The following is an 18,650-nucleotide window of genomic DNA, read 5'->3' on the forward strand; positions in this document are numbered from 1 at the left end:
CCGGTGCCTGACACTCCTCGGCCGCGTATCCCGGTGCACCTCGTGCACCGGGACGCAGTGGTGCCCACGTACGCCAGGGAGGGCGACGCCGGCGCCGACCTGACCTCGGTCGCCGAGGTCGTCCTCGCCCCGGGAGAGCGGGCCCTCGTGCCCACCGGCGTCAGCCTCGCGCTGCCCCGCGGCTGGGTCGGACTGGTCCACCCGCGCTCCGGCCTCGCGGCCCGGCACGGCATCTCGGTCGTCAACGCGCCGGGGACCGTCGACTCGGGATACCGGGGTGAGGTCCTGGTGAACCTCGTCAACCTCGACCCGCAGGCGTCCTTCACGGTCCGCGTCGGGGACCGGATCGCGCAGCTCGTGCTGCAGGAGGTGGGCGAAGGGGAGTTCCTCCCCGTGGATTCGCTTCCACCGAGTGACCGGGGTGACACTGGACATGGATCCACCGGGGGCTTCGGCCCCGTGTCGACGACAGGACGATGCTGATGTTCGGGCGGAAGAAGAAGCAGGGCTCCGAGGAGGCGGCGGACGCGGCCCCGGAGAGGGACGCGCCGCAGCCGGCCGGGTCCGGGACGGAGCCTGCCGCCGGTGACCCTGCCGAGACCATCGCCGGGACGTCGCCCGCGGGAAGCCCGGACGGGGGTCCGCGGGACAGCGCCGACGTCGAGGACCTCGGGTCGCTGGTCGACCTGGGATCGGTGCACGCCCGCCCCGCGCCGGGCATGGAGCTGCGGCTGGAGCTCGACGCCAAGACCAACGACGTCTCCGGCCTGCAGATGGGCAACGACGACGGCGCCGTCCAGGTGCAGGTCTTCGCCGCGCCCCGCTCGAGCGGGATCTGGGACGAGATCCGCAGCGAGATCTCCGAGATGATCGCCGGCAACGGCGGCACCGTCGAGGAGGCCGAGGGCACCTTCGGCACCGAGCTGCGCACCCGCCTGGCCCAGCCCGGACCGCAGGGCCGCACCGTCTTCGCCCCCGCCGTCTTCGCCGGTGTCGACGGACCCCGCTGGTTCCTGCGTGCGGTCTACTCCGGCGCCCCGGCGGTCGACGAGTCCGCCCGGGCGGCCTTCGACGAGTGCGTGCGCTCGATCGTCGTCACCCGCGGCGACGAGCCCCGCGCCCCCCGCGAGATGCTGCCGCTGACGATGCCCGAGAGCGCCACGCAGGGCCCGGTGGAGCTCGACGAGGACGGCACCCCCGCGGGTGAGGACCTCAAGCCCTTCGAGCGAGGCCCCGAGATCACCGAGGTGCGCTGATGGCCATCCTGCGACGACTGGTCGACCTCGGTCGCTCCGACGACGACGTCGCCGCGGGGGAGCTGCGCGAGGCGGCAATGGCGCACGGGTGCCACCCGATCTCCCCGGACACGAACCGCGAGGTCGTCACCGTCGCCGGCACGATCGTGGCCGTGACCCTGCGACCGCGTGCGACCGTCCCGGCGCTCGTGGCCACGCTCTACGACGGCTCGCTGAGCGTCCAGCTGGTCTGGCTCGGCCGACGGCGCATCGCCGGCATCGAGCCCGGCGCCTACGTCAAGGTGTGCGGGTTGCTGTGCCGCCCGGACGGGGTGGCGACCATCTACAACCCGTCCTACGAGCTGACCCCCCGTGGGTGAGAGCGCCCGTCCGTCGACGACGGAGCCCGTCCGGCCCCCCACGGTCGAGGCGCTGATCCGGCACCGGCTCGGCGAGGCCCTCGGCGGTGTGCGCGGGTCCCTCGAGACGACCACCCCGATGCTCGCCTTCGTCATCGTGTGGGCGGCGACGAAGGACCGGACCCTGTCCCTCGGCGCGGCCGTCGCGGTGACGGTCGTGCTGGCGCTCGCGCGCCTCGTGCAGCGGCAGACCCTGCAGTTCGTCCTGACCTCGGTCCTCGCGACCGCGCTCGCCGCCTTCTTCGCCCTGCGGACGGGTCAGGCGGAGGACGCCTTCCTGCCGGGCATCCTCACCTCGCTGGCCTACCTGGTCGCCTCGGTCGTGTCGGTCCTCGTGCGCTGGCCGCTCGTGGGCCTGATGCTCGGTGCGGTCGACCAGGACGCCGTCGCCGAGGGGGACTGGTTCCGCTGGCGTCGCAACCCCGCGGCGGTGGCCGTGTGCACCCGTCTGACCCTCGTCCTGGTCGGCGTCTACGTCATCCGCGTCGGCGTCATGGGGCCGCTCTACCTGGCCGACCACGTCGCCGGGCTGACGATCACCAAGGTCGTGCTCGGCTGGCCCTTGTGGGCCGGGGCGGTCGCGGTCATGGGCGCGATGCTGCTCAAGGGGAGCACGCCGATCGATCCGGACGACGAGCTGGTCCACCCGAGCGACCTCGAGCAGCGGCCGGCCGCCTCGGGGGAGTGACCCCCTTCGCCCTCACTCGCCGCCGTGGTGGCGGGCGGGCTGGCCGGGGCGCATCATCGCCTCGAGGTGGGGCTCCGCCTCCGTCGTGGTGAGGAAGAGGAGCTCGTCGTGCGCCTCGAGGGCGTCGTCGGGGCCCGGACCGATCGGCCGGGCGTCGCGGATGATCCCGACGAGCAGGGTGTCCTGGGGGAAGTCGATGTCCCCGACGCGACGGCCGACGTTGGGGTTGTCCGGGGGGAGGGTGATGCCCGCCATCGAGGCACTGCCCTGCTGGAAGTCGAAGATGCGCACGAGGTCGCCCACGCTGACGGCCTCCTCGACGAGTGCGGTCATCTGGCGGGGCGTGGACACCGCGACGTCCACTCCCCACGACTCGTCGAACATCCACTCGTTCTTCGGGTTGTTCACCCGGGCGACGGTGCGCGGGATGCCGAACTCGGTCTTGGCCAGCAGGGAGACGACGAGGTTGGCCTTGTCGTCACCGGTCGCGGCCACGACGACGTCGCCCGTCTGCAGCGCGGCCTCCTGCAGCGTGGCGATCTCGCAGGCATCGCCGGCGAGCCAGCCGGCCCGGGGGAGCCGGGACATCCGCTCCTCCGTCGTCGCCTTGTCGATGAAGAGCACCTCGTGCTCGTTGTCCAGCAGCTCCTGGCCGATGGAGGTCCCCACGGACCCGGCTCCGACGATGATGACGCGCATGCTCAGCTCTCCCTCGGGGGTGGGTCGTCGAGGATCCGCTCCACCTCGTCGAGACGGGGACGCTCGATGACGAGGTGGAGCAGGTCGCCCTCCTGGTGGACCGTCTGCCGGCCGGGGAGCATGCCCTCGCCCAGCCGGGTCACGTAGGCAACCCGGGCCCCGGTCAGCTCCTCGACCCGGGTCAGGGACACCCCCACCCAGCTCTCGTCCACCGCCATCTCGGCGATGACGATCTTCCCGGACGCGTCGGCCATCTCGCTGGCGAGCCCCTGGGGCAGGAGGCGCCGCAGCATCTGGTCGGCCGTCCACCGGACGGTGGCGACCGTCGGGATCCCGAGGCGCTGGTAGACCTGCGCCCGATCCGGGTCGTAGATGCGGGCGACGACGTGCTGGACGCCGAAGGTCTCGCGGGCGACGCGTGCGGCGAGGATGTTGGAGTTGTCGCCGCTGGAGACGGCCGCGAGCGCGTGGGCGTCCTCGATCCCCGCCTTGAGCAGGGTGTCGCGGTCGAAGCCCACGCCGGCGACGCGCCGGCCGGTGAAGTCGCTGCCGAGGCGCTGGAAGGACGCGGGGTTCTGGTCGACGACGGCGACGTCGTGGCCCATCCCTTCCAGGGAACGCGCCAACGATGCGCCGACCCGGCCACAGCCCATGATCACGAAGTGCACACGACGACGTTACTCGCCGGGCGCCCGCGGCCTACACTCGCCGGGTGTCTTCAGGACAACTTCTCAAGCGCGTGGTCCTCGGTCGCGCCAAACGCAGCGACCGGCTGGGCGAGACGCTCCTCCCGAAGCGCATCGCCCTGCCGGTCTTCGCCAGCGACACGCTGAGCTCCGTCGCCTACGCACCGGACGAGATCCTGCTGACCCTGGGCCTGGCCGGGGGCGCGCTCGCGGTGACCCGGTCGTGGCCGGTCGCCCTGGCCGTCGTCGCGGTCATGGTGGTCGTGATCGCCAGCTACCGGCAGAACGTGCACGCCTACCACTCCGGGGGCGGCGACTACGAGATCGCCAGCACGAACCTGGGCCCCCGCGCCGGCCTGACCGTCGCCAGTGCGCTCATCGTGGACTACGTGCTCACGGTCGCGGTGTCGATCTCGTCGGGGGTGCAGAACGCCGCGGCCGCCTTCGGGTTCCTCGAGGGGCACGAGGTGATCGCCGGTCTCGTCCTCATCGCCGCACTCACCGCGGTCAACCTGCGTGGGGTGCGCGAGTCGGGACGGACCTTCGCCGTCCCCACCTACCTCTTCATGCTCACCGTGCTCGGGATGGCCCTGGTCGCCATCGTGCGACGCACCACGGGGACGCTGCCGCAGGCCGAGAGCGCCGGCCTGACGCTCGCGCCCGAGCCGGGCTACGAGCAGCTGGGCACCCTCGCGATGGCCTTCCTCGTCCTGCGGGCCTTCTCCTCGGGGTGTGCGGCACTGACCGGTGTGCAGGCGATCAGCAACGGCGTGCCGGCCTTCCGGACGCCGAAGAGCCGCAACGCCGCCGCGACGCTGGTGCTCATGGGTGCGATCGCCGTCACGCTCTTCGTCGCGATGATCGCCCTGGCCCGCTGGACCGGTGTCCAGATCGCCGAGGACCCGGCGACGCAGCTGCTGCGCGACGGCGAGCCGGTCGGTGAGGACTACGTGCAGCACACCCTCATGGGCCAGGTCTCGAAGGCGGTGTTCGAGGGCTTCCCGGCCGGGGTCTTCCTCGTGGCGGTCGTCACCGGGCTGATCCTCGTGCTCGCTGCCAACACCGCCTTCAACGGCTTCCCCGTCCTCGGGTCGATCCTCGCCCGGGACGGGTACCTGCCGAGCCAGCTGCACACCCGCGGTGACCGGCTGGCCTTCTCCAACGGCATCCTGCTGCTCGCGGGGGCGGCCGCCCTGCTGATCACCGTCTACGACGCCAGCGTCACGCGCCTGATCCAGCTGTACATCGTCGGGGTCTTCGTCTCCTTCACGGTGAGCCAGACCGGGATGGTCCGGCACTGGAACCGCCACCTCGCGGTGGAGAAGGACAAGCGGTCGCGACGGCAGATGCTGCGTCGTCGGGCGCTGAACGTCGTCGGTGCCGCCCTGTCGGGGGTCGTGCTACTCGTCGTCCTGGTGACGAAGTTCGCGGAGGGGGCGGGTTTCGCCATCGCCGCCATGGCCGCGTTCTACCTCCTCATGCGATCGATCCAGCGCCACTACCAGAGGGTGCGCCAGGAGCTGTCCGTCGCCGAGGAGGACACCTCCCAGCAGCTGCTCCCGTCGCGGGTGCACGCCATCGTGCTCGTGAGCAGGATCAACAAGCCCGCGCTGCGCGCGATGGCCTACGCGAAGGCCACCCGCCCCTCCAGCCTGGAGGCGGTCACGGTCGACGTCGAGGCCGAGGCCACCGCGGCCCTCCAGAGCGAGTGGTACCGCCGGGGGATACCGGTCCCGCTCACGGCTCTCGACTCGCCCTACCGCGACGTCACCCGGCCCGTCGTGGAGCACGTGAAGTCGATCCGCACCGGCAACCCGCGCGACCTGGTCGTGGTCTACATCCCGCAGTACGTGCTCGGCCACTGGTGGGAGCAGCTCCTGCACAACCAGTCGGCGCTGCGCCTGCGCAGCCGGTTGATCTTCACCCCGGGTGTCATGGTCTCCTCGGTGCCCTGGCAGCTGGCCAGCTCCGAGGGAGCCGAGGAGAAGCTGGACCGGCCGGCGGCCGGTGACGTGAGACGTGGAGGAGCATGAGCACCGTGGCTGCTGACGAGCTGACGACCGGTGACGTGGTCGACGTCGAGGTGGGTCCGATCGCCCACGGCGGCCACTGCGTCGCCCGGTACGAGGGACGGGTGCTCTTCGTACGACACACCGTTCCCGGCGAGCGGGTGCGGGCGAGGATCACCGAGGGTGGCCCCGGCGACCGCTTCCTGCGGGCGGACGCCGTCGACGTCCTCGAGGCCTCGCCGCACCGGGTGCCCTCGCGCTGTCCCGTCTCCGGCCCCGGCGGGTGCGGCGGCTGCGACTTCCAGCACGTGGCCACCGCCCACCAGCGCGAGCTGAAGGGGCAGGTCGTCGCCGAGCAGCTCCACCGCCTCGCCGGCATCGACCGCGACCTCACCGTCGAGGCCCTCGGCGACGCCGACGGACTCGGGTACCGCACCCGGGTGGAGTTCGCCGTGGACGGCCCGACGATCGGCCTCCGGCGCCACCGCAGCCACGAGATCGAGCCCGTGCCCGGGTGCCCGATCGCCGTGCCCGAGGTCGACGCCGCCCTCGCGGACGCGCGCGCCGAGGTCGTGGACACGCCGCACAGCCTGGACGGGATCGCCGCGCTCGACGTCGTCGTGCCTTCGGGCGAGGACGACACGGTGGTCGTCGAGGTGCCCGTGGGGGCGACGCCACCGGCCATCCCGATCACCGAGGTCGTCCCCGTCCCGAGCGGACCGATGGCCATGGGCGTGGACGCCCGCGGGTTCTGGCAGGTCCACCGCGATGCTCCGCGGGCCTTCGTCGAGGCCGTGCTCGCCGCGGCCCGCGTCGCACCGGGGGAGCGGGTGCTCGATCTGTACTGCGGTGTCGGGCTGTTCTCCGTGCCGCTCGCCGCGGCGACGGGCGAGTCCGGCCAGCTCGTCGCGGTCGAGTCCGACCGCCGGGCCGTCGAGCACCTGCGCGACAACCTCGCCGACCGCCCGTGGTCGCTCGTCGTGCCCGGTCGGGTCGATGACCTCCTCGGGGTGCCGCGCAAGGGGCCGAAGGGAGCGCGGGGCCGCACCCGTCGGCGTGCCCCGGCACGCTCCGACCTCCTGCCGCCGAGCGCGGACGTCGTCGTGCTCGACCCGCCGCGCACCGGTGCGGGCAAGGGGGTCGTGGAGGCGCTCACCTCCCTTCGTCCCCGACGCATGGTCTACGTCGCCTGCGACCCGGCGGCCCTGGCCCGCGACACGTCCTACCTCGCCGACCGCGGGTACGCGCTGACGGGCCTGCGGGCCCTCGACGCCTTCCCGATGACCCACCACGTGGAGTGCATCGCCGTCTTCGAGCCCGCCGGGCCGGATGCGCCGCCCACCCGTGACGTGGCGCCGGATGTGCGGGAGAGTGGGCAGCAGTGACCCTCCGCCGGGCCCTCGCGCCGGGCCGAGGTGGCTGTGATAGATTTATCTTGACGTCAAGATACCTACACCAAGGAGTCGACTGTGGCCAGTGCGAACACCTTCAACGCGAAGGACCAGCTCACCGTCGGTGACTCGTCCTACGAGTTCTACCGGATCGACGCGGTCGAGGGTTCCGAGAACCTCCCGTACAGCCTCAAGGTGCTGCTGGAGAACCAGCTGCGCACCGAGGACGGTGAGAACGTCACCGCGGACCACATCAACGCCCTCGGTTCCTGGGACGAGACCGCCGAGCCGAGCACGGAGATCCAGTTCACGCCGGCTCGCGTGATCATGCAGGACTTCACCGGCGTGCCCTGCATCGTCGACCTCGCCACCATGCGCGAGGCCGTCGCCGAGCTCGGCGGCGACCCGGAGAAGATCAACCCGCTGGCACCCGCCGAGCTGGTCATCGACCACTCGGTGCAGATCGACGAGTTCGGCACGAGCGAGTCCTTCGCGCACAACGTCGACTTCGAGTACCAGCGCAACAACGAGCGCTACCAGTTCCTGCGCTGGGGCCAGACGGCCTTCGACGACTTCAAGGTCGTTCCCCCGGGCACCGGCATCGTCCACCAGGTCAACATCGAGCACCTGGCCCGCGTGACCATGACCCGCGACGGGGTCGCCTACCCCGACACCTGTGTCGGCACCGACAGCCACACCACGATGGAGAACGGCCTGGGTGTCCTGGGCTGGGGCGTCGGCGGCATCGAGGCCGAGGCCGCGATGCTCGGCCAGCCGGTCTCGATGCTCATCCCGCGCGTCGTCGGCTTCAAGCTGACCGGGGCCATCCCGGCCGGCGCGACCGCCACGGACGTCGTGCTGACGATCACCGAGATGCTGCGCGAGCACGGCGTCGTCGGCAAGTTCGTCGAGTTCTACGGCGAGGGCGTCGCGCAGGTGCCGCTGGCCAACCGCGCCACCATCGGCAACATGAGCCCCGAGTTCGGCTCGACCGCCGCGATGTTCCCCATCGACGACATCACGCTGGAGTACCTGCGCCTCACCGGTCGCCCCGAGGAGCAGGTCGCCCTCGTCGAGGCCTACGCCAAGGAGCAGGGCATGTGGCTCGACCCGGCCGTCGAGCCGCGCTTCTCCGAGAAGCTCGAGCTCGACCTGTCCACGGTCGTGCCCTCCATCGCCGGCCCGAAGCGTCCGCAGGACCGCATCTCCGTCTCCGAGGCCAAGCAGCAGTTCCGCGGCGACCTGAAGAACTACGTCGTCGACGGCCACGGCATCACCAAGAGCTCGGTCGACGATGAGCTGCAGGACACCTTCCCGGCGTCCGACTCGCCGAGCCACGACGCCCACGAGCTGTCCGAGGGGGCCGGCCGTCCGGAGCACTCCGCGATGCGGGCCAACGGTGACCGCGCCAGCAACCCGGCCGCGGTGACCCTGGACGGGACGCAGGTCGACATCGACCACGGGCACGTCGTCATCGCCTCGATCACCAGCTGCACCAACACCTCGAACCCGTCGGTGATGATGGCCGCCGCGATGCTGGCGAAGAACGCGGTCGAGCGCGGCCTGCAGGTCAAGCCCTGGGTCAAGACCTCCATGGCGCCCGGCTCCAAGGTCGTCACCGAGTACTACGAGAAGGCCGGCATGTGGCCCTACCTCGAGAAGCTCGGGTACCACCTCGTCGGCTACGGCTGCACGACCTGCATCGGCAACTCCGGGCCGATCATCCCGGAGGTCTCCGAGGCCGTGAACGCCAACGACCTGGCGGTCACCTCGGTCCTCTCCGGCAACCGCAACTTCGAGGGGCGCATCAACCCCGACGTGAAGATGAACTACCTGGCCTCCCCGCCGCTGGTCATCGCCTACGCGCTCGCCGGCACGATGGACTTCGACTTCGCGTCCGAGCCGCTGGGGCAGGACAAGGAGGGCAAGGACGTCTACCTCGAGGACCTCTGGCCCAACCCGGCCGACGTGCAGAGCACGATCGACGCCGCGGTCAGCCAGGAGATGTTCACCGAGAAGTACGCCGACGTCTTCGCCGGGGACGAGCGCTGGACCTCGCTCGACACGCCGGAGGGGAATACCTTCGAGTGGGCCGAGGACTCCACGTACGTGCGCAAGCCCACGTTCTTCGACGGGATGACCCAGGAGCTCGACACCGTCGAGGACATCTCCGGCGCCCGCGTGCTCGCGCTGCTCGGGGACTCGGTCACCACCGACCACATCAGCCCGGCCGGTGCGATCAAGGCCGACAGCCCGGCCGGTGTGTACCTCACCGAGCACGGTGTCGACCGCAAGGACTTCAACTCCTACGGCTCGCGTCGCGGCAACCACGAGGTCATGGTCCGCGGCACCTTCGCCAACATCCGGCTGAAGAACCTGCTGCTGGACGGCGTCGAGGGTGGCTTCACCCGCAACTTCCTCGAGGGTGGGGAGCAGACGACGATCTTCGAGGCCAGCGAGGCCTACCTCGAGGCCGGTGTCCCGCTCGTCGTCCTGGCCGGCAAGGAGTACGGCTCCGGCTCCTCGCGCGACTGGGCGGCCAAGGGCACCAGCCTGCTGGGCGTCAAGGCGGTCATCGCCGAGTCCTTCGAGCGGATCCACCGCTCGAACCTCATCGGCATGGGCGTCATCCCGCTGCAGTTCCCCGAGGGGCAGACGGCGGAGTCGCTCGGCCTGGACGGCACGGAGTCCTTCGACATCTCCGGCATCACGGCCCTCAACGACGGCCCGGCCCCGAAGACCGTCACGGTCACCGCGACGAAGGAGGGTGGCGAGACCGTCACCTTCGACGCGGTCGTGCGCATCGACACCCCCGGCGAGGCGGGCTACTACCGCAACGGCGGCATCCTGCAGTACGTGCTGCGTTCGCTCGCTGCCTGATCTGGCCTGACGAAGGGGGCGTCCACCGATTCGGTGGGCGCCCCTTCTCGTCCCTTCCGTGGTCCGGCCGAGGGGATATGGCCCTTGGGATCCTCGTTCCTCGGACCCTGAGTCGGGCCACATTCCCCTCAGGCCGGACCACTCACCTCGGAGGGCGCCGGGTTCAGGATGTCCCCCCCTGCGCGTAGACTCGAACGCATGTTCGAACAGGGTGGTGGGCCGCCGGTGCGCACGGCTGCGCCGGGGTCGCCGGGGGCGCACACCGCGGCCCGGGCGAAGGGGGGACCGCCCGGCTGGCCGGACCGGGTGCCGCCGCCGGGGGCGCGCGGGTGGGAGCAGGCCGCGGTGTCGTGGCTGCTCGACCTCTGTCCGCCCGAGTACCGCGGCCACGCGGTGCTGCGGCGCCATCCCGTCGCCCTGGCCTGGTTGGCCGACCAGCACGTCGCGGCGCAGGTCGAGGCGATGCGGCAGGCCTACCGGTGCGCCCGGGTCGACCTGGGGGAGGCGCTGCCGGCCGGCACCACCCAGGCCCTCCTCGTCTGCCTGGAGCACGAGGGGCTGCGCCTGCGTGCTGCCCAGCGGGGGATCGCCCTGATCCGGGAGGTGCTCGACGGCAATGTCTTCATCGAGCGCCTGTGAGCGCCCGCGCGAGCACCTGTGCCGCTCCCCGGGCACGTCCCGGCGCCGGGGAGACGTAGACTCGAGCGGTCCCCACAGGAAGGAAGCCAGCGTGGCAGTCCTGCAGACGATCACCTCTCCCGCCGACCTCAAGCGGGTCCCTGCCGAGCAGCTCGGCGTCCTCGCCGAGGAGATCCGGGCCTTCCTCGTCGAGCAGGTCTCGCGCAGCGGGGGGCACCTCGGACCCAACCTCGGCGTCGTCGAGCTGACCCTGGCCATCCACCGGGTCTTCGACTCGCCGAGCGACACCGTCGTCTTCGACACCGGGCACCAGTCCTACGTGCACAAGCTCCTGACCGGACGGCAGGACTTCAGCGGGTTGCGCACCCGAGGTGGGCTCTCCGGCTACCCGAAGCGCTCCGAGTCCGAGCACGACGTCGTGGAGAACAGCCACGCCTCGACCTCCCTCTCGTGGGCCGAGGGCATCGCCCGGGGATACCACCTGCGTGGCGAGGACAGGCACGCCGTCGCGGTCATCGGTGACGGTGCGCTGACCGGCGGCATGGCCTGGGAGGCGCTGAACAACATCGCCGCCAACAAGGACCTGCCGCTCGTCATCGTCGTCAACGACAACGAGCGCTCCTACGCCCCGACGATCGGCGGACTGGCCGACCACCTGGCGATGCTGCGGACCCACCGCCAGTACGAGCAGGTGCTCGACTGGGGCAAGGAGACGCTGCACAGGACCCCCGTCGTCGGCCGGACCGCCTACCAGGCATTCCACTCGATGAAGAAGGGCGCCAAGGACTTCTGGGCGCCGCAGGGCATGTTCGAGGACCTGGGGATCAAGTACGTCGGCCCCGTCGACGGCCACGACGAGGCCGCCGTGGAGCAGGCGCTGCGCCGGGCCCGCGCCTTCGGCGGGCCGGTCATCGTCCACGTCATCACGCAGAAGGGCCGCGGTTACGACCACGCCGTGGGCGACGTGGCCGACCAGTTCCACGCGGTCGGCAAGATCAACCCCGAGACCGGTCTGCCCCTGGAGATCGCCGGACGGTCGTGGACCGACGAGTTCAGCGACGAGATGCTCGACCTCGGTCGGGAGCGCACGGACATCGTCGCCATCGCGGCGGCGATGATGATGCCGGTCGGCCTGAAGCCCTTCGCCGACGCCTACCCCGAGCGCACCATCGACGTGGGCATCGCCGAGCAGCACGCGACGACGATGGCCGCCGGGCTGGCCTTCGCGGGGATGCACCCGGTCGTCGCGATCTACGCCACCTTCCTCAACCGCGCCTTCGACCAGCTGCTCATGGACTGCGCGATGCACCGGGCGGGCGTGACCTTCGTCCTCGACCGCTCGGGCGTCACCGGACCGGACGGCGCGAGCCACCACGGCATGTGGGACATGTCCCTCGTCTCCATCGTGCCCGGCCTGCGCCTGGCAGCGCCCCGGGACGGGCAGCAGATCCGTCGTGCCCTGCGCGAGGCGGTCGACATCGACGACGGGCCCACCGTCATCCGCTTCCCCAAGGGCAGCGTTGCCGAGCCGCTGGAGGCGATCTCGACCACCGAGGGCCTGGACGTGCTGGCCGGTGACACCGAGGTGGACCCCGAGGTGCTCATCGTCTCCGTCGGCTCCATGGCCGCCACCGCGACGACGGTCGGGGAGAAGCTCGAGGCCGAGGGCCACGACGTCCTCGTGGTCGACCCCCGCTGGGTGCTGCCCGTGCCGGACGGGGTCATCGAGCTCGCCCGTCGGGCCGGCCGGGTCGCGGTCATCGAGGACAACAACGTCGCCGGTGGCGTGGGCGCAGAGGTCTCCCGTGCCCTCGAGGAGGCCGGCCTGTCCGTGCCGGTGCACCGCTTCGGGCTGCCCAAGGAGTTCATCGAGCACGCCTCGCGGGCGCAGGTCCTCGAGGCCGCCGGCCTGACCCCGGAGCCGATCGTCGAGCGGTTGCGCGAGCGGCTGTGATCGATGGGGCCGGCCCCCGCTGATCCCCTTTGCCCAGCCGTGACATGGGCAGTGGCCAACACCCGGCGCGGATGCCGGCACCTCGCCATGTCCCGGCGCGTGGGGGATCAGGTGGCCAGCAAGCGGCGCAGGCGCAGCGCCAGCTGGAGCTCGAGGGCGCGCTCCGGGTGCTGCCAGTCGTCACCGAGCAGCGCGGCCACCCGCCCCAGTCGCTGTGCGACGGTGTTGACGTGGACGTGCAGCTCGTGGGCCGCGTGCCGGGGGCTCGCCCCGGCCGCGAAATAGGCCACGAGCGTACCGACGAGGTCGCTGCCGCGGGAGGCGTCGTAGTCCAGGACCGGCCCGAGGACGGTGCGGACGTAGTCCCGGACGTCGGGGTCGGAGCCGACGATCAAACCGGCGAAACCCAGCTCGGTCGCGGCGGCGCCGGTGCCCGCCCGGCCGAGGGCGAGGAGCGCCCGGAGGGTGCGTGCCGCCTCCTCGTGGGCCGTGGGCAGGTCGTCGACGTCACCGATCGGGCCACTGCCGCCGACCGTGATCCGCGGACCCCGGGAGACCCGGGCGACCAGTGAGCGGGCGAGGGCGTCCGGGTCGTCACCGGGGACGAGGGCGATGATCTCGTCGTCGTGCGAGCCCACGAGCGTGCCCTCACCGAGGGCGGTACCCACGGTGAGCGCCAGCGCGCGGTGCTGGGTCGCGTCGCCACCGCGGGCCACCAGCAGGCACAGGGGGCCACGCGGGTCCAGCCCGGCGTGACGCAGGGAGAGGGTCCGGTCGTCGTGGCTGCCGCGGGCGCCGACGAGGTCGGTGACGATGCGGTTGCGGGCGCTCTGCCGGGCCGCGTCCGCCTGCCGCTCGAAGAGGAGGACGAGGGCGGTGACGACGGCGGCCCGCTCGACCGTGCGCTGGTCGGCGTCCTCGAGAGTGCGTGGGGCGCCGACCACGAGGGTGCCCAGCTGCTCGCGCGCCGCGATGATCCCGATCGCGTGGACCCCGTCGTCCTCGACGAGTCGACCGAGGTCGTGACGCGCCTCGTCGACGACGGGCAGGGCCAGGAGCTCGTCACCCTCCGTCCGGGACGTGGGGGCCGGACCGAAGGAGCTCAGGCGCTCCCCGGCGTCGTCGAAGAGGACCGCCCACCCCCCGAGGAGCTCGACGAGCGCACGCGTGACGTCCGCGACGCCACCGCCCTCGAGCACCACCGAGGCGAAGCGGTCGTGGGCCGCGGCCGCGCGCTCGACACCCAGTGCCTGCTGCCGCACCGTCTCGTGCGCCTCGGAGAGCGCGGCCAGCGCGGTCTGCGCCTCGGCGAGCGCCCGGGTCTGCACGATGGCGACGGCGGCGAGCGCCGCGAGGTTGCCGAGGAGGCCGACCTCGGTGCGGGAGAAGGGGCGCGGGCTGCGGTTCGCGGCGAAGAGGACGCCGACGAAGTTCGACTCCACGATCAGGGGCGTGCCGCAGATGGCGATGATGCCCTCGTCACCGACACCACTGTCGATCGTGGTCGTGTGGCTGAAGCGCTGGTCGGCCGAGTAGTCGGCCGTCCAGTAGGGCTTGCGGGTGGAGGCGACCAGGCCCCCGAGACCGTCCCCGAGCGAGAGCCGCAGTGACTGGAACTCCGCGGACACCGACCCGTCGGTCACCCGCATGAAGGTGTCGCCGGCCGCGGGGTCGTAGAGGGTCAGGTAGGCCAGGTCCGTGCCCAGGAGGGTGCGGGCCCGTCGGACGATGGCCTCCAGGACGGTGCCCGGGTCCTCCTCCGAGGCCAGCTCCCGTGCGATGTCCAGCAGCGCGGACTGCGCCGCCTCCCGGCGACGGTGCTCGTCACGGGCCGTCCCGACGCGCAGGACGAGGTCCTTGATCTCCTCGGGAGCCGGCGCGGCCGCGAGTCGGGCGATCGAGGCGTCCGAGGCGAGCAGCTCGAGCAGACCGGTCGCCTGGTCGATCGGGGGGTCGTCCTCGCTGGCCATGAGGGTGATCCTAGGCACGGGGGTCAGTGCGCGGTCCAGCCGCAGTCCATGGGGAGGGACGCGCCCGTGATGGAGGTCGCCGCAGGAGTGCAGAGGAAGAGTGCCATGGCCGCCACCTCGTCGACCTCGACGAGACGCTTGAGGGCCACCGGCGCCAGCATGACCTGCTCGAGGACCTCGTCCTCGGAGATGCCGTGCGTCGCCGCCTGGTCCGCGATCTGCTTCTCCACCAGCGGCGTGCGCACGTACGCCGGGTTGAGGCAGTTGCTCGTGACGCCGTGCTCCGCCCCCTCGAGGGCCACCACCTTGCTCAGGCCCTCCAACCCGTGCTTGGCCGTGACGTAGGCGGACTTGAAGGCGCTGGCCCGCAACCCGTGAACGCTGGAGACGTTGATGACCCGTCCCCACCCCTGCTCGTACATGTGCGGCAGGACCGCACGCACGAGCCGGAAGGGGGAGTGCAGCATCAGCCGCTGGATGAGGTCGAAGCGCTCGAGCGGGAACTCGTGCACCGGGCTGACGTGCTGGATGCCGGCGTTGTTGACGAGCACGTCCACGTCCGTGGGCAGGTCCGCCAGGGCATCGAGGTCGGCGAGGTCGATGGCCCGGGTCCCGATCCGCGCGTCCGGGTGGCTCTCGAGCAGGTGGGCCAGGCCCCCTTCGTCGAGGTCGGCCGCGGTGACGCGGGCACCGGCTGCGGCGAAGGCGGCCACGCACGCCGCCCCGATCCCGCTCGCGGCGCCGGTGACGAGGACGTGCCGACCCGTCAGGTCCGGCGAGAGGGTCGACAGGGGCGCGGAGGCGCCGTCGGGGCGCTGGGTCTGGATCGTCATGGTGACGAAGGTATGAGGACGGTCACGGACGGCGGATGAGCTGTGCCCACGTGATTACCCGCAGAGTGTGTGTCGCCGGCACACCGGTCTCCGTGCTGGTCGGGTGCCACGATCGGGGGCGCTCCCCGGGATCGTCGACCCCCACGACGATCCGCCCCCGACCCCGACTAGGAGACACCGATGTCCCTCGGACTCATCGGCATCGTCGTGTCGCTAGGCCTGCTGATGTACCTGGCCTACCGCGGCATCAACGTGCTGATCCTCGCGCCCATCCTGGCGCTGCTGGCCACCCTCATGGCCGGTGGGCCGATGCTGGCGACCTACACCCAGGTCTTCATGCCGGCCCTCGGCGGGTACGCCATCACGTACTTCCCGCTGTTCCTGCTGGGCGCCATCTTCGGCAAGGTGATGGACGTCAGCGGCAGTGCCAAGGCGATCGCTGACTTCATCGTCACCCGCATCGGCGCCAGCCGCGCCATCCTCGCCATCACCCTGGCCTGCGGCATCCTCACCTACGGCGGTGTCTCGCTCTTCGTCGTCGCCTTCGCCGTCTTCCCGATCGCGGCAGCCCTGTTCAAGGAGGCCGGCCTGCCCAAGCGGCTCATCCCGGCCACCATCGCGCTGGGCTCCTTCACCTTCACGATGACGGCGCTGCCGGGCACCCCGGCCATCCAGAACGCCATCCCGGCGCCCTTCTTCAGCACCAACGCCTTCGCCGCGCCCGGGCTGGGCGCCATCGCCGGCCTGATCATGCTCGTCGGTGGTGTCCTCTGGCTCGACCGTCGCGCGAAGAAGCTCATCGCGGCGGGCGAGGGGTACGAGCCGCCGGTGATCGCCGGTGGTGGATTCCCCGGCTTCGGCCGGAAGAAGGCCGCCGAGGAGCAGCCCCGGGTCGAGCACAGCGACCAGGACGACCACCTCATGGAGCGGCCCCACGTACCCGTCTGGCTCGCCTTCCTGCCGATCGTCGTCGTCATCGGGCTCAACTACGCGCTGGTCAACTGGATCTTCCCGAGCATGGAGTTCGAGTACCTGCAGCAGGAGGCCTACGGCTCGGTCGGCATCGACAAGGTCGCCGGCATCTGGGGCATCATCGTGGCCCTCGTCGCGGCGATCGTGCTGAACCTGGGCACCAACTGGGGCCGCATCCAGGACGTCAAGGCGACGGTCAACGAGGGCACCATGGGTTCCCTCCTGCCGATCTTCAACACCGCCTCGGAGGTCGGCTACGGAGCGGTCATCGCCTCCCTCGCCGCCTTCACGACCATCAAGGAGGCGGTCCTGGGCGTCTCGGGCAACCCGTTGGTCTCCCTGGCCCTGTCGGTCAACGTGCTCGCCGGTGTCACCGGCTCGGCCTCCGGCGGTATGAGCATCGCGCTCGAGGCCCTCGGCGACCAGTTCCGCACGATGGCGGTCGAGCAGGGCATCGACCTCGAGCTGGTCCACCGCGTCACGGCGATCGCCTCCGGTGGCTTCGACGCCCTGCCGCACAACGGTGCCGTGATCACCCTGCTGGGGATCTGCGGGCTCACCCACCGCCAGTCCTACAAGGACATCGGTGTCGTGGCGGTGCTGATCCCGGTGATCGCCCTCGTCGCGGTGATCGTCCTGGGCACGCTGTTCGGCAGCTTCTGACCCGGTTGCCACGCACGAAGGGAGGGCCCGTCACCGACTCGGTGACGGGCCCTCCCTTCGTGCTGCAGGCTCAGCCGATGTCGCGGAAGGGCTGCACGCTCGCGCCGAGGGCGTTGAGCCGCTCGGCGAGGTCCTCGTAGCCGCGGTGGATGACGTAGACGTTGCGCAGGTACGAGGTGCCCGGCGCGGCGAGCATCGCCAGCAGGACGACGACGCCGGGGCGCAGCGCCGGCGGGCAGGTGACCTCGTTGGAGCGCCACCGGCTCGGGCCCTCGACGAGGACGCGGTGCGGGTCCAGCAGGGTGACCTTGCCCCCGACCTTGTTCAGCTCGGTCAGGTAGATCGCCCGGTTGTCGTAGACCCAGTCGTGGATCGTCGTCGTGCCGTGTGCGCAGGCGGCGATGAGGGCGAAGAAGGGCAGGTTGTCGATGTTCAGACCCGGGAAGGGCATGGGGTGGATCTTGTCGATCGGTGCCCGCAGCGGCCCGGGCCGGGTGGTGATGTCGACGAGCCGGGTGCGGCCGTTGTGGGCCTGGTACTCGTCGGTCATCGAGTACTTCATCCCCATGCCGGCGAGGGTCGCCAGCTCGATCTCCAGGAACTCGATCGGGCAGCGCCGGATCGTGATCTCGGACTCGGTGACCACGGCGGCGGCGATGAGGCTCATCGCCTCGATCGGGTCCTCGCTGGGGGAGTACTCGACATCGACGTCGATGTCGCGCACGCCCGAGACCACGAGGGTCGTGCTGCCGATGCCCTCGACCCTCACGCCGAGCCGCTCGAGGAAGAAGCACAGGTCCTGGACCATGTAGTTGGGCGAGGCGTTGCGGATCGTGGTGCGCCCGGGGTGGCGAGCGGCGGCCATGAGGGCGTTCTCGGTGACGGTGTCGCCGCGCTCGGTGAGGACGATCGCGCGGTCCGCACCGTCCTGCGGGTCGACCTGGGCCTCGTACCAGCCCTGGGTGGCCTGCACGTCGAGACCGAAGTGCGTCAGCGAGGTCATGTGCGGCTCGACCGTGCGGGTGCCGAGGTCGCAGCCGCCGGCGTAGGGCAGGCGGAAGTCGGTGAACTCGTGCAGCAGCGGACCGAGGAACATGATGACGCTGCGAGTGCGCCGAGCCGCCTCCTCGTCCATGGCCTCGAGGTTGAACCTCGCCGGCGGGACGATCTCCAGGTCGGCGCTGTCCGGCAGCCACCGGGTCCGCACGCCGATCGACTCGAGGACCTCGAGGATGCGGTTGACCTCCTCGATGCGGGCCAGGTTGCGCAGGGTCGTCGTGCCCTTGTTGAGCAGGGAGGCGCACAGCAGCGCCACAGCGGCGTTCTTGCTGGTCTTGACGTCGATGGCGCCGGAGAGCCGACGGCCACCCTCCACCTTGAGGTGGACGGCGCCGGAGCCCGACGTGCGGGTCAGCGCGACGAGCTCGGTGTCGAGGGCCTCGCTGATGCGGGCGAGGCTGTCGAGGGTGAGGTTCTGGCCCCCGGCCTCGATGCGGGTGACTGCGCTCTGGCTCGTCTCCAGGCGCACGGCCAGGTCGGCCTGGGACAGGCCGGCGCGGTGTCGTGCGTCCTTGATGGTCGTGCCGATACGGGCGAGGTAGTCATCAGACAT

The 18,650-nt window shown here is 71.3% G+C and carries 15 protein-coding genes; 10 read left to right on the forward strand and 5 right to left on the reverse strand.

The features are described from left to right. Positions 1-3: 3 nt before the first annotated feature. From dut to O9K63_RS04010, 4 genes are read left to right on the forward strand one after another with little or no spacing between them, the layout of a single operon-like run. Positions 4-483, forward strand: coding sequence for a dUTP diphosphatase (dut, locus tag O9K63_RS03995; protein WP_277240763.1), 480 nt, complete (start codon positions 4-6; stop codon positions 481-483). Further along, positions 483-1,256 carry a DUF3710 domain-containing protein gene (locus O9K63_RS04000; protein ID WP_277240765.1) on the forward strand — a complete coding sequence of 258 codons (774 nt, stop codon included), beginning with the start codon at positions 483-485 and terminating at the stop codon, positions 1,254-1,256. Before dut ends, O9K63_RS04000 begins: the two co-directional genes overlap by 1 nt. Then, the gene (locus tag O9K63_RS04005) at positions 1,256-1,615 is read left to right on the forward strand and encodes an OB-fold nucleic acid binding domain-containing protein (protein WP_277240767.1); all 360 of its coding nucleotides are present in this window, start codon (positions 1,256-1,258) and stop codon (positions 1,613-1,615) included. The genes O9K63_RS04000 and O9K63_RS04005 overlap by 1 nt, the downstream gene beginning before the upstream one ends. Beyond that, positions 1,608-2,342, forward strand: coding sequence for a DUF3159 domain-containing protein (locus O9K63_RS04010; RefSeq protein WP_277240769.1), 735 nt, complete (start codon positions 1,608-1,610; stop codon positions 2,340-2,342). The genes O9K63_RS04005 and O9K63_RS04010 overlap by 8 nt, the downstream gene beginning before the upstream one ends. 12 nt (positions 2,343-2,354) lie before the next feature. Here the strand turns inward: O9K63_RS04010 and O9K63_RS04015 are convergent, their stop codons facing one another. Both O9K63_RS04015 and O9K63_RS04020 read right to left on the reverse strand, forming a co-directional pair. Continuing rightward, positions 2,355-3,041 (reverse strand): potassium channel family protein, encoded by a 687-nt coding sequence (locus tag O9K63_RS04015; RefSeq protein ID WP_277240770.1) that lies wholly within the window; start codon positions 3,039-3,041, stop codon positions 2,355-2,357. Between the two features lie 2 nt (positions 3,042-3,043). After that, positions 3,044-3,709 carry a potassium channel family protein gene (locus tag O9K63_RS04020; RefSeq protein ID WP_277240772.1) on the reverse strand — a complete coding sequence of 222 codons (666 nt, stop codon included), beginning with the start codon at positions 3,707-3,709 and terminating at the stop codon, positions 3,044-3,046. A gap of 44 nt (positions 3,710-3,753) precedes the next feature. Between O9K63_RS04020 and O9K63_RS04025 the strand changes: the two genes are divergently transcribed. From O9K63_RS04025 to dxs, 5 genes are all read left to right on the forward strand, one after another. After that, positions 3,754-5,760: an APC family permease gene (locus tag O9K63_RS04025; RefSeq protein ID WP_277240775.1), complete on the forward strand. Its 2,007-nt coding sequence runs from the start codon at positions 3,754-3,756 to the stop codon at positions 5,758-5,760. Next, on the forward strand, positions 5,757-7,121 hold the full coding sequence (locus O9K63_RS04030) for a class I SAM-dependent RNA methyltransferase (RefSeq protein WP_277240777.1): 1,365 nt from the start codon (positions 5,757-5,759) through the stop codon (positions 7,119-7,121). Before O9K63_RS04025 ends, O9K63_RS04030 begins: the two co-directional genes overlap by 4 nt. An 84-nt stretch (positions 7,122-7,205) precedes the next feature. Further along, a complete protein-coding gene (gene acnA, locus O9K63_RS04035) occupies positions 7,206-10,007 on the forward strand; it encodes an aconitate hydratase AcnA (protein ID WP_277240779.1) in 2,802 nt (933 codons plus the stop codon). Between the two features lie 198 nt (positions 10,008-10,205). Next, the gene (locus O9K63_RS04040) at positions 10,206-10,646 is read left to right on the forward strand and encodes a hypothetical protein (RefSeq protein ID WP_277240781.1); all 441 of its coding nucleotides are present in this window, start codon (positions 10,206-10,208) and stop codon (positions 10,644-10,646) included. Between the two features lie 91 nt (positions 10,647-10,737). After that, positions 10,738-12,600, forward strand: a complete 1,863-nt coding sequence (gene dxs, locus O9K63_RS04045) for a 1-deoxy-D-xylulose-5-phosphate synthase (RefSeq protein ID WP_277240783.1) — start codon at positions 10,738-10,740, stop codon at positions 12,598-12,600. 107 nt (positions 12,601-12,707) lie between these two features. On the opposite strand, the gene O9K63_RS04050 is transcribed toward dxs, so the two are convergent. Then, entirely contained in the window at positions 12,708-14,570 is a 1,863-nt protein-coding gene (locus O9K63_RS04050) for a helix-turn-helix domain-containing protein (RefSeq protein WP_277240785.1), read from the reverse strand. 23 nt (positions 14,571-14,593) lie between these two features. Beyond that, positions 14,594-15,403 (reverse strand): 3-hydroxybutyrate dehydrogenase, encoded by an 810-nt coding sequence (locus O9K63_RS04055; RefSeq protein WP_277240787.1) that lies wholly within the window; start codon positions 15,401-15,403, stop codon positions 14,594-14,596. A 180-nt stretch (positions 15,404-15,583) separates the two neighbouring features. Between O9K63_RS04055 and O9K63_RS04060 the strand changes: the two genes are divergently transcribed. Next, positions 15,584-17,038, forward strand: a complete 1,455-nt coding sequence (locus O9K63_RS04060) for a GntP family permease (RefSeq protein ID WP_277240789.1) — start codon at positions 15,584-15,586, stop codon at positions 17,036-17,038. Between the two features lie 70 nt (positions 17,039-17,108). Here O9K63_RS04060 and O9K63_RS04065 read toward each other — a convergent pair whose 3' ends face one another. Next, complete coding sequence (locus tag O9K63_RS04065) at positions 17,109-18,650, reverse strand: helix-turn-helix domain-containing protein (RefSeq protein ID WP_277240791.1); 1,542 nt, start codon at positions 18,648-18,650, stop codon at positions 17,109-17,111.

The organism is Janibacter cremeus (assembly GCF_029395675.1).
In the GTDB taxonomy this organism is placed as follows: Bacteria; Actinomycetota; Actinomycetes; order Actinomycetales; family Dermatophilaceae; genus Janibacter; species Janibacter cremeus_A.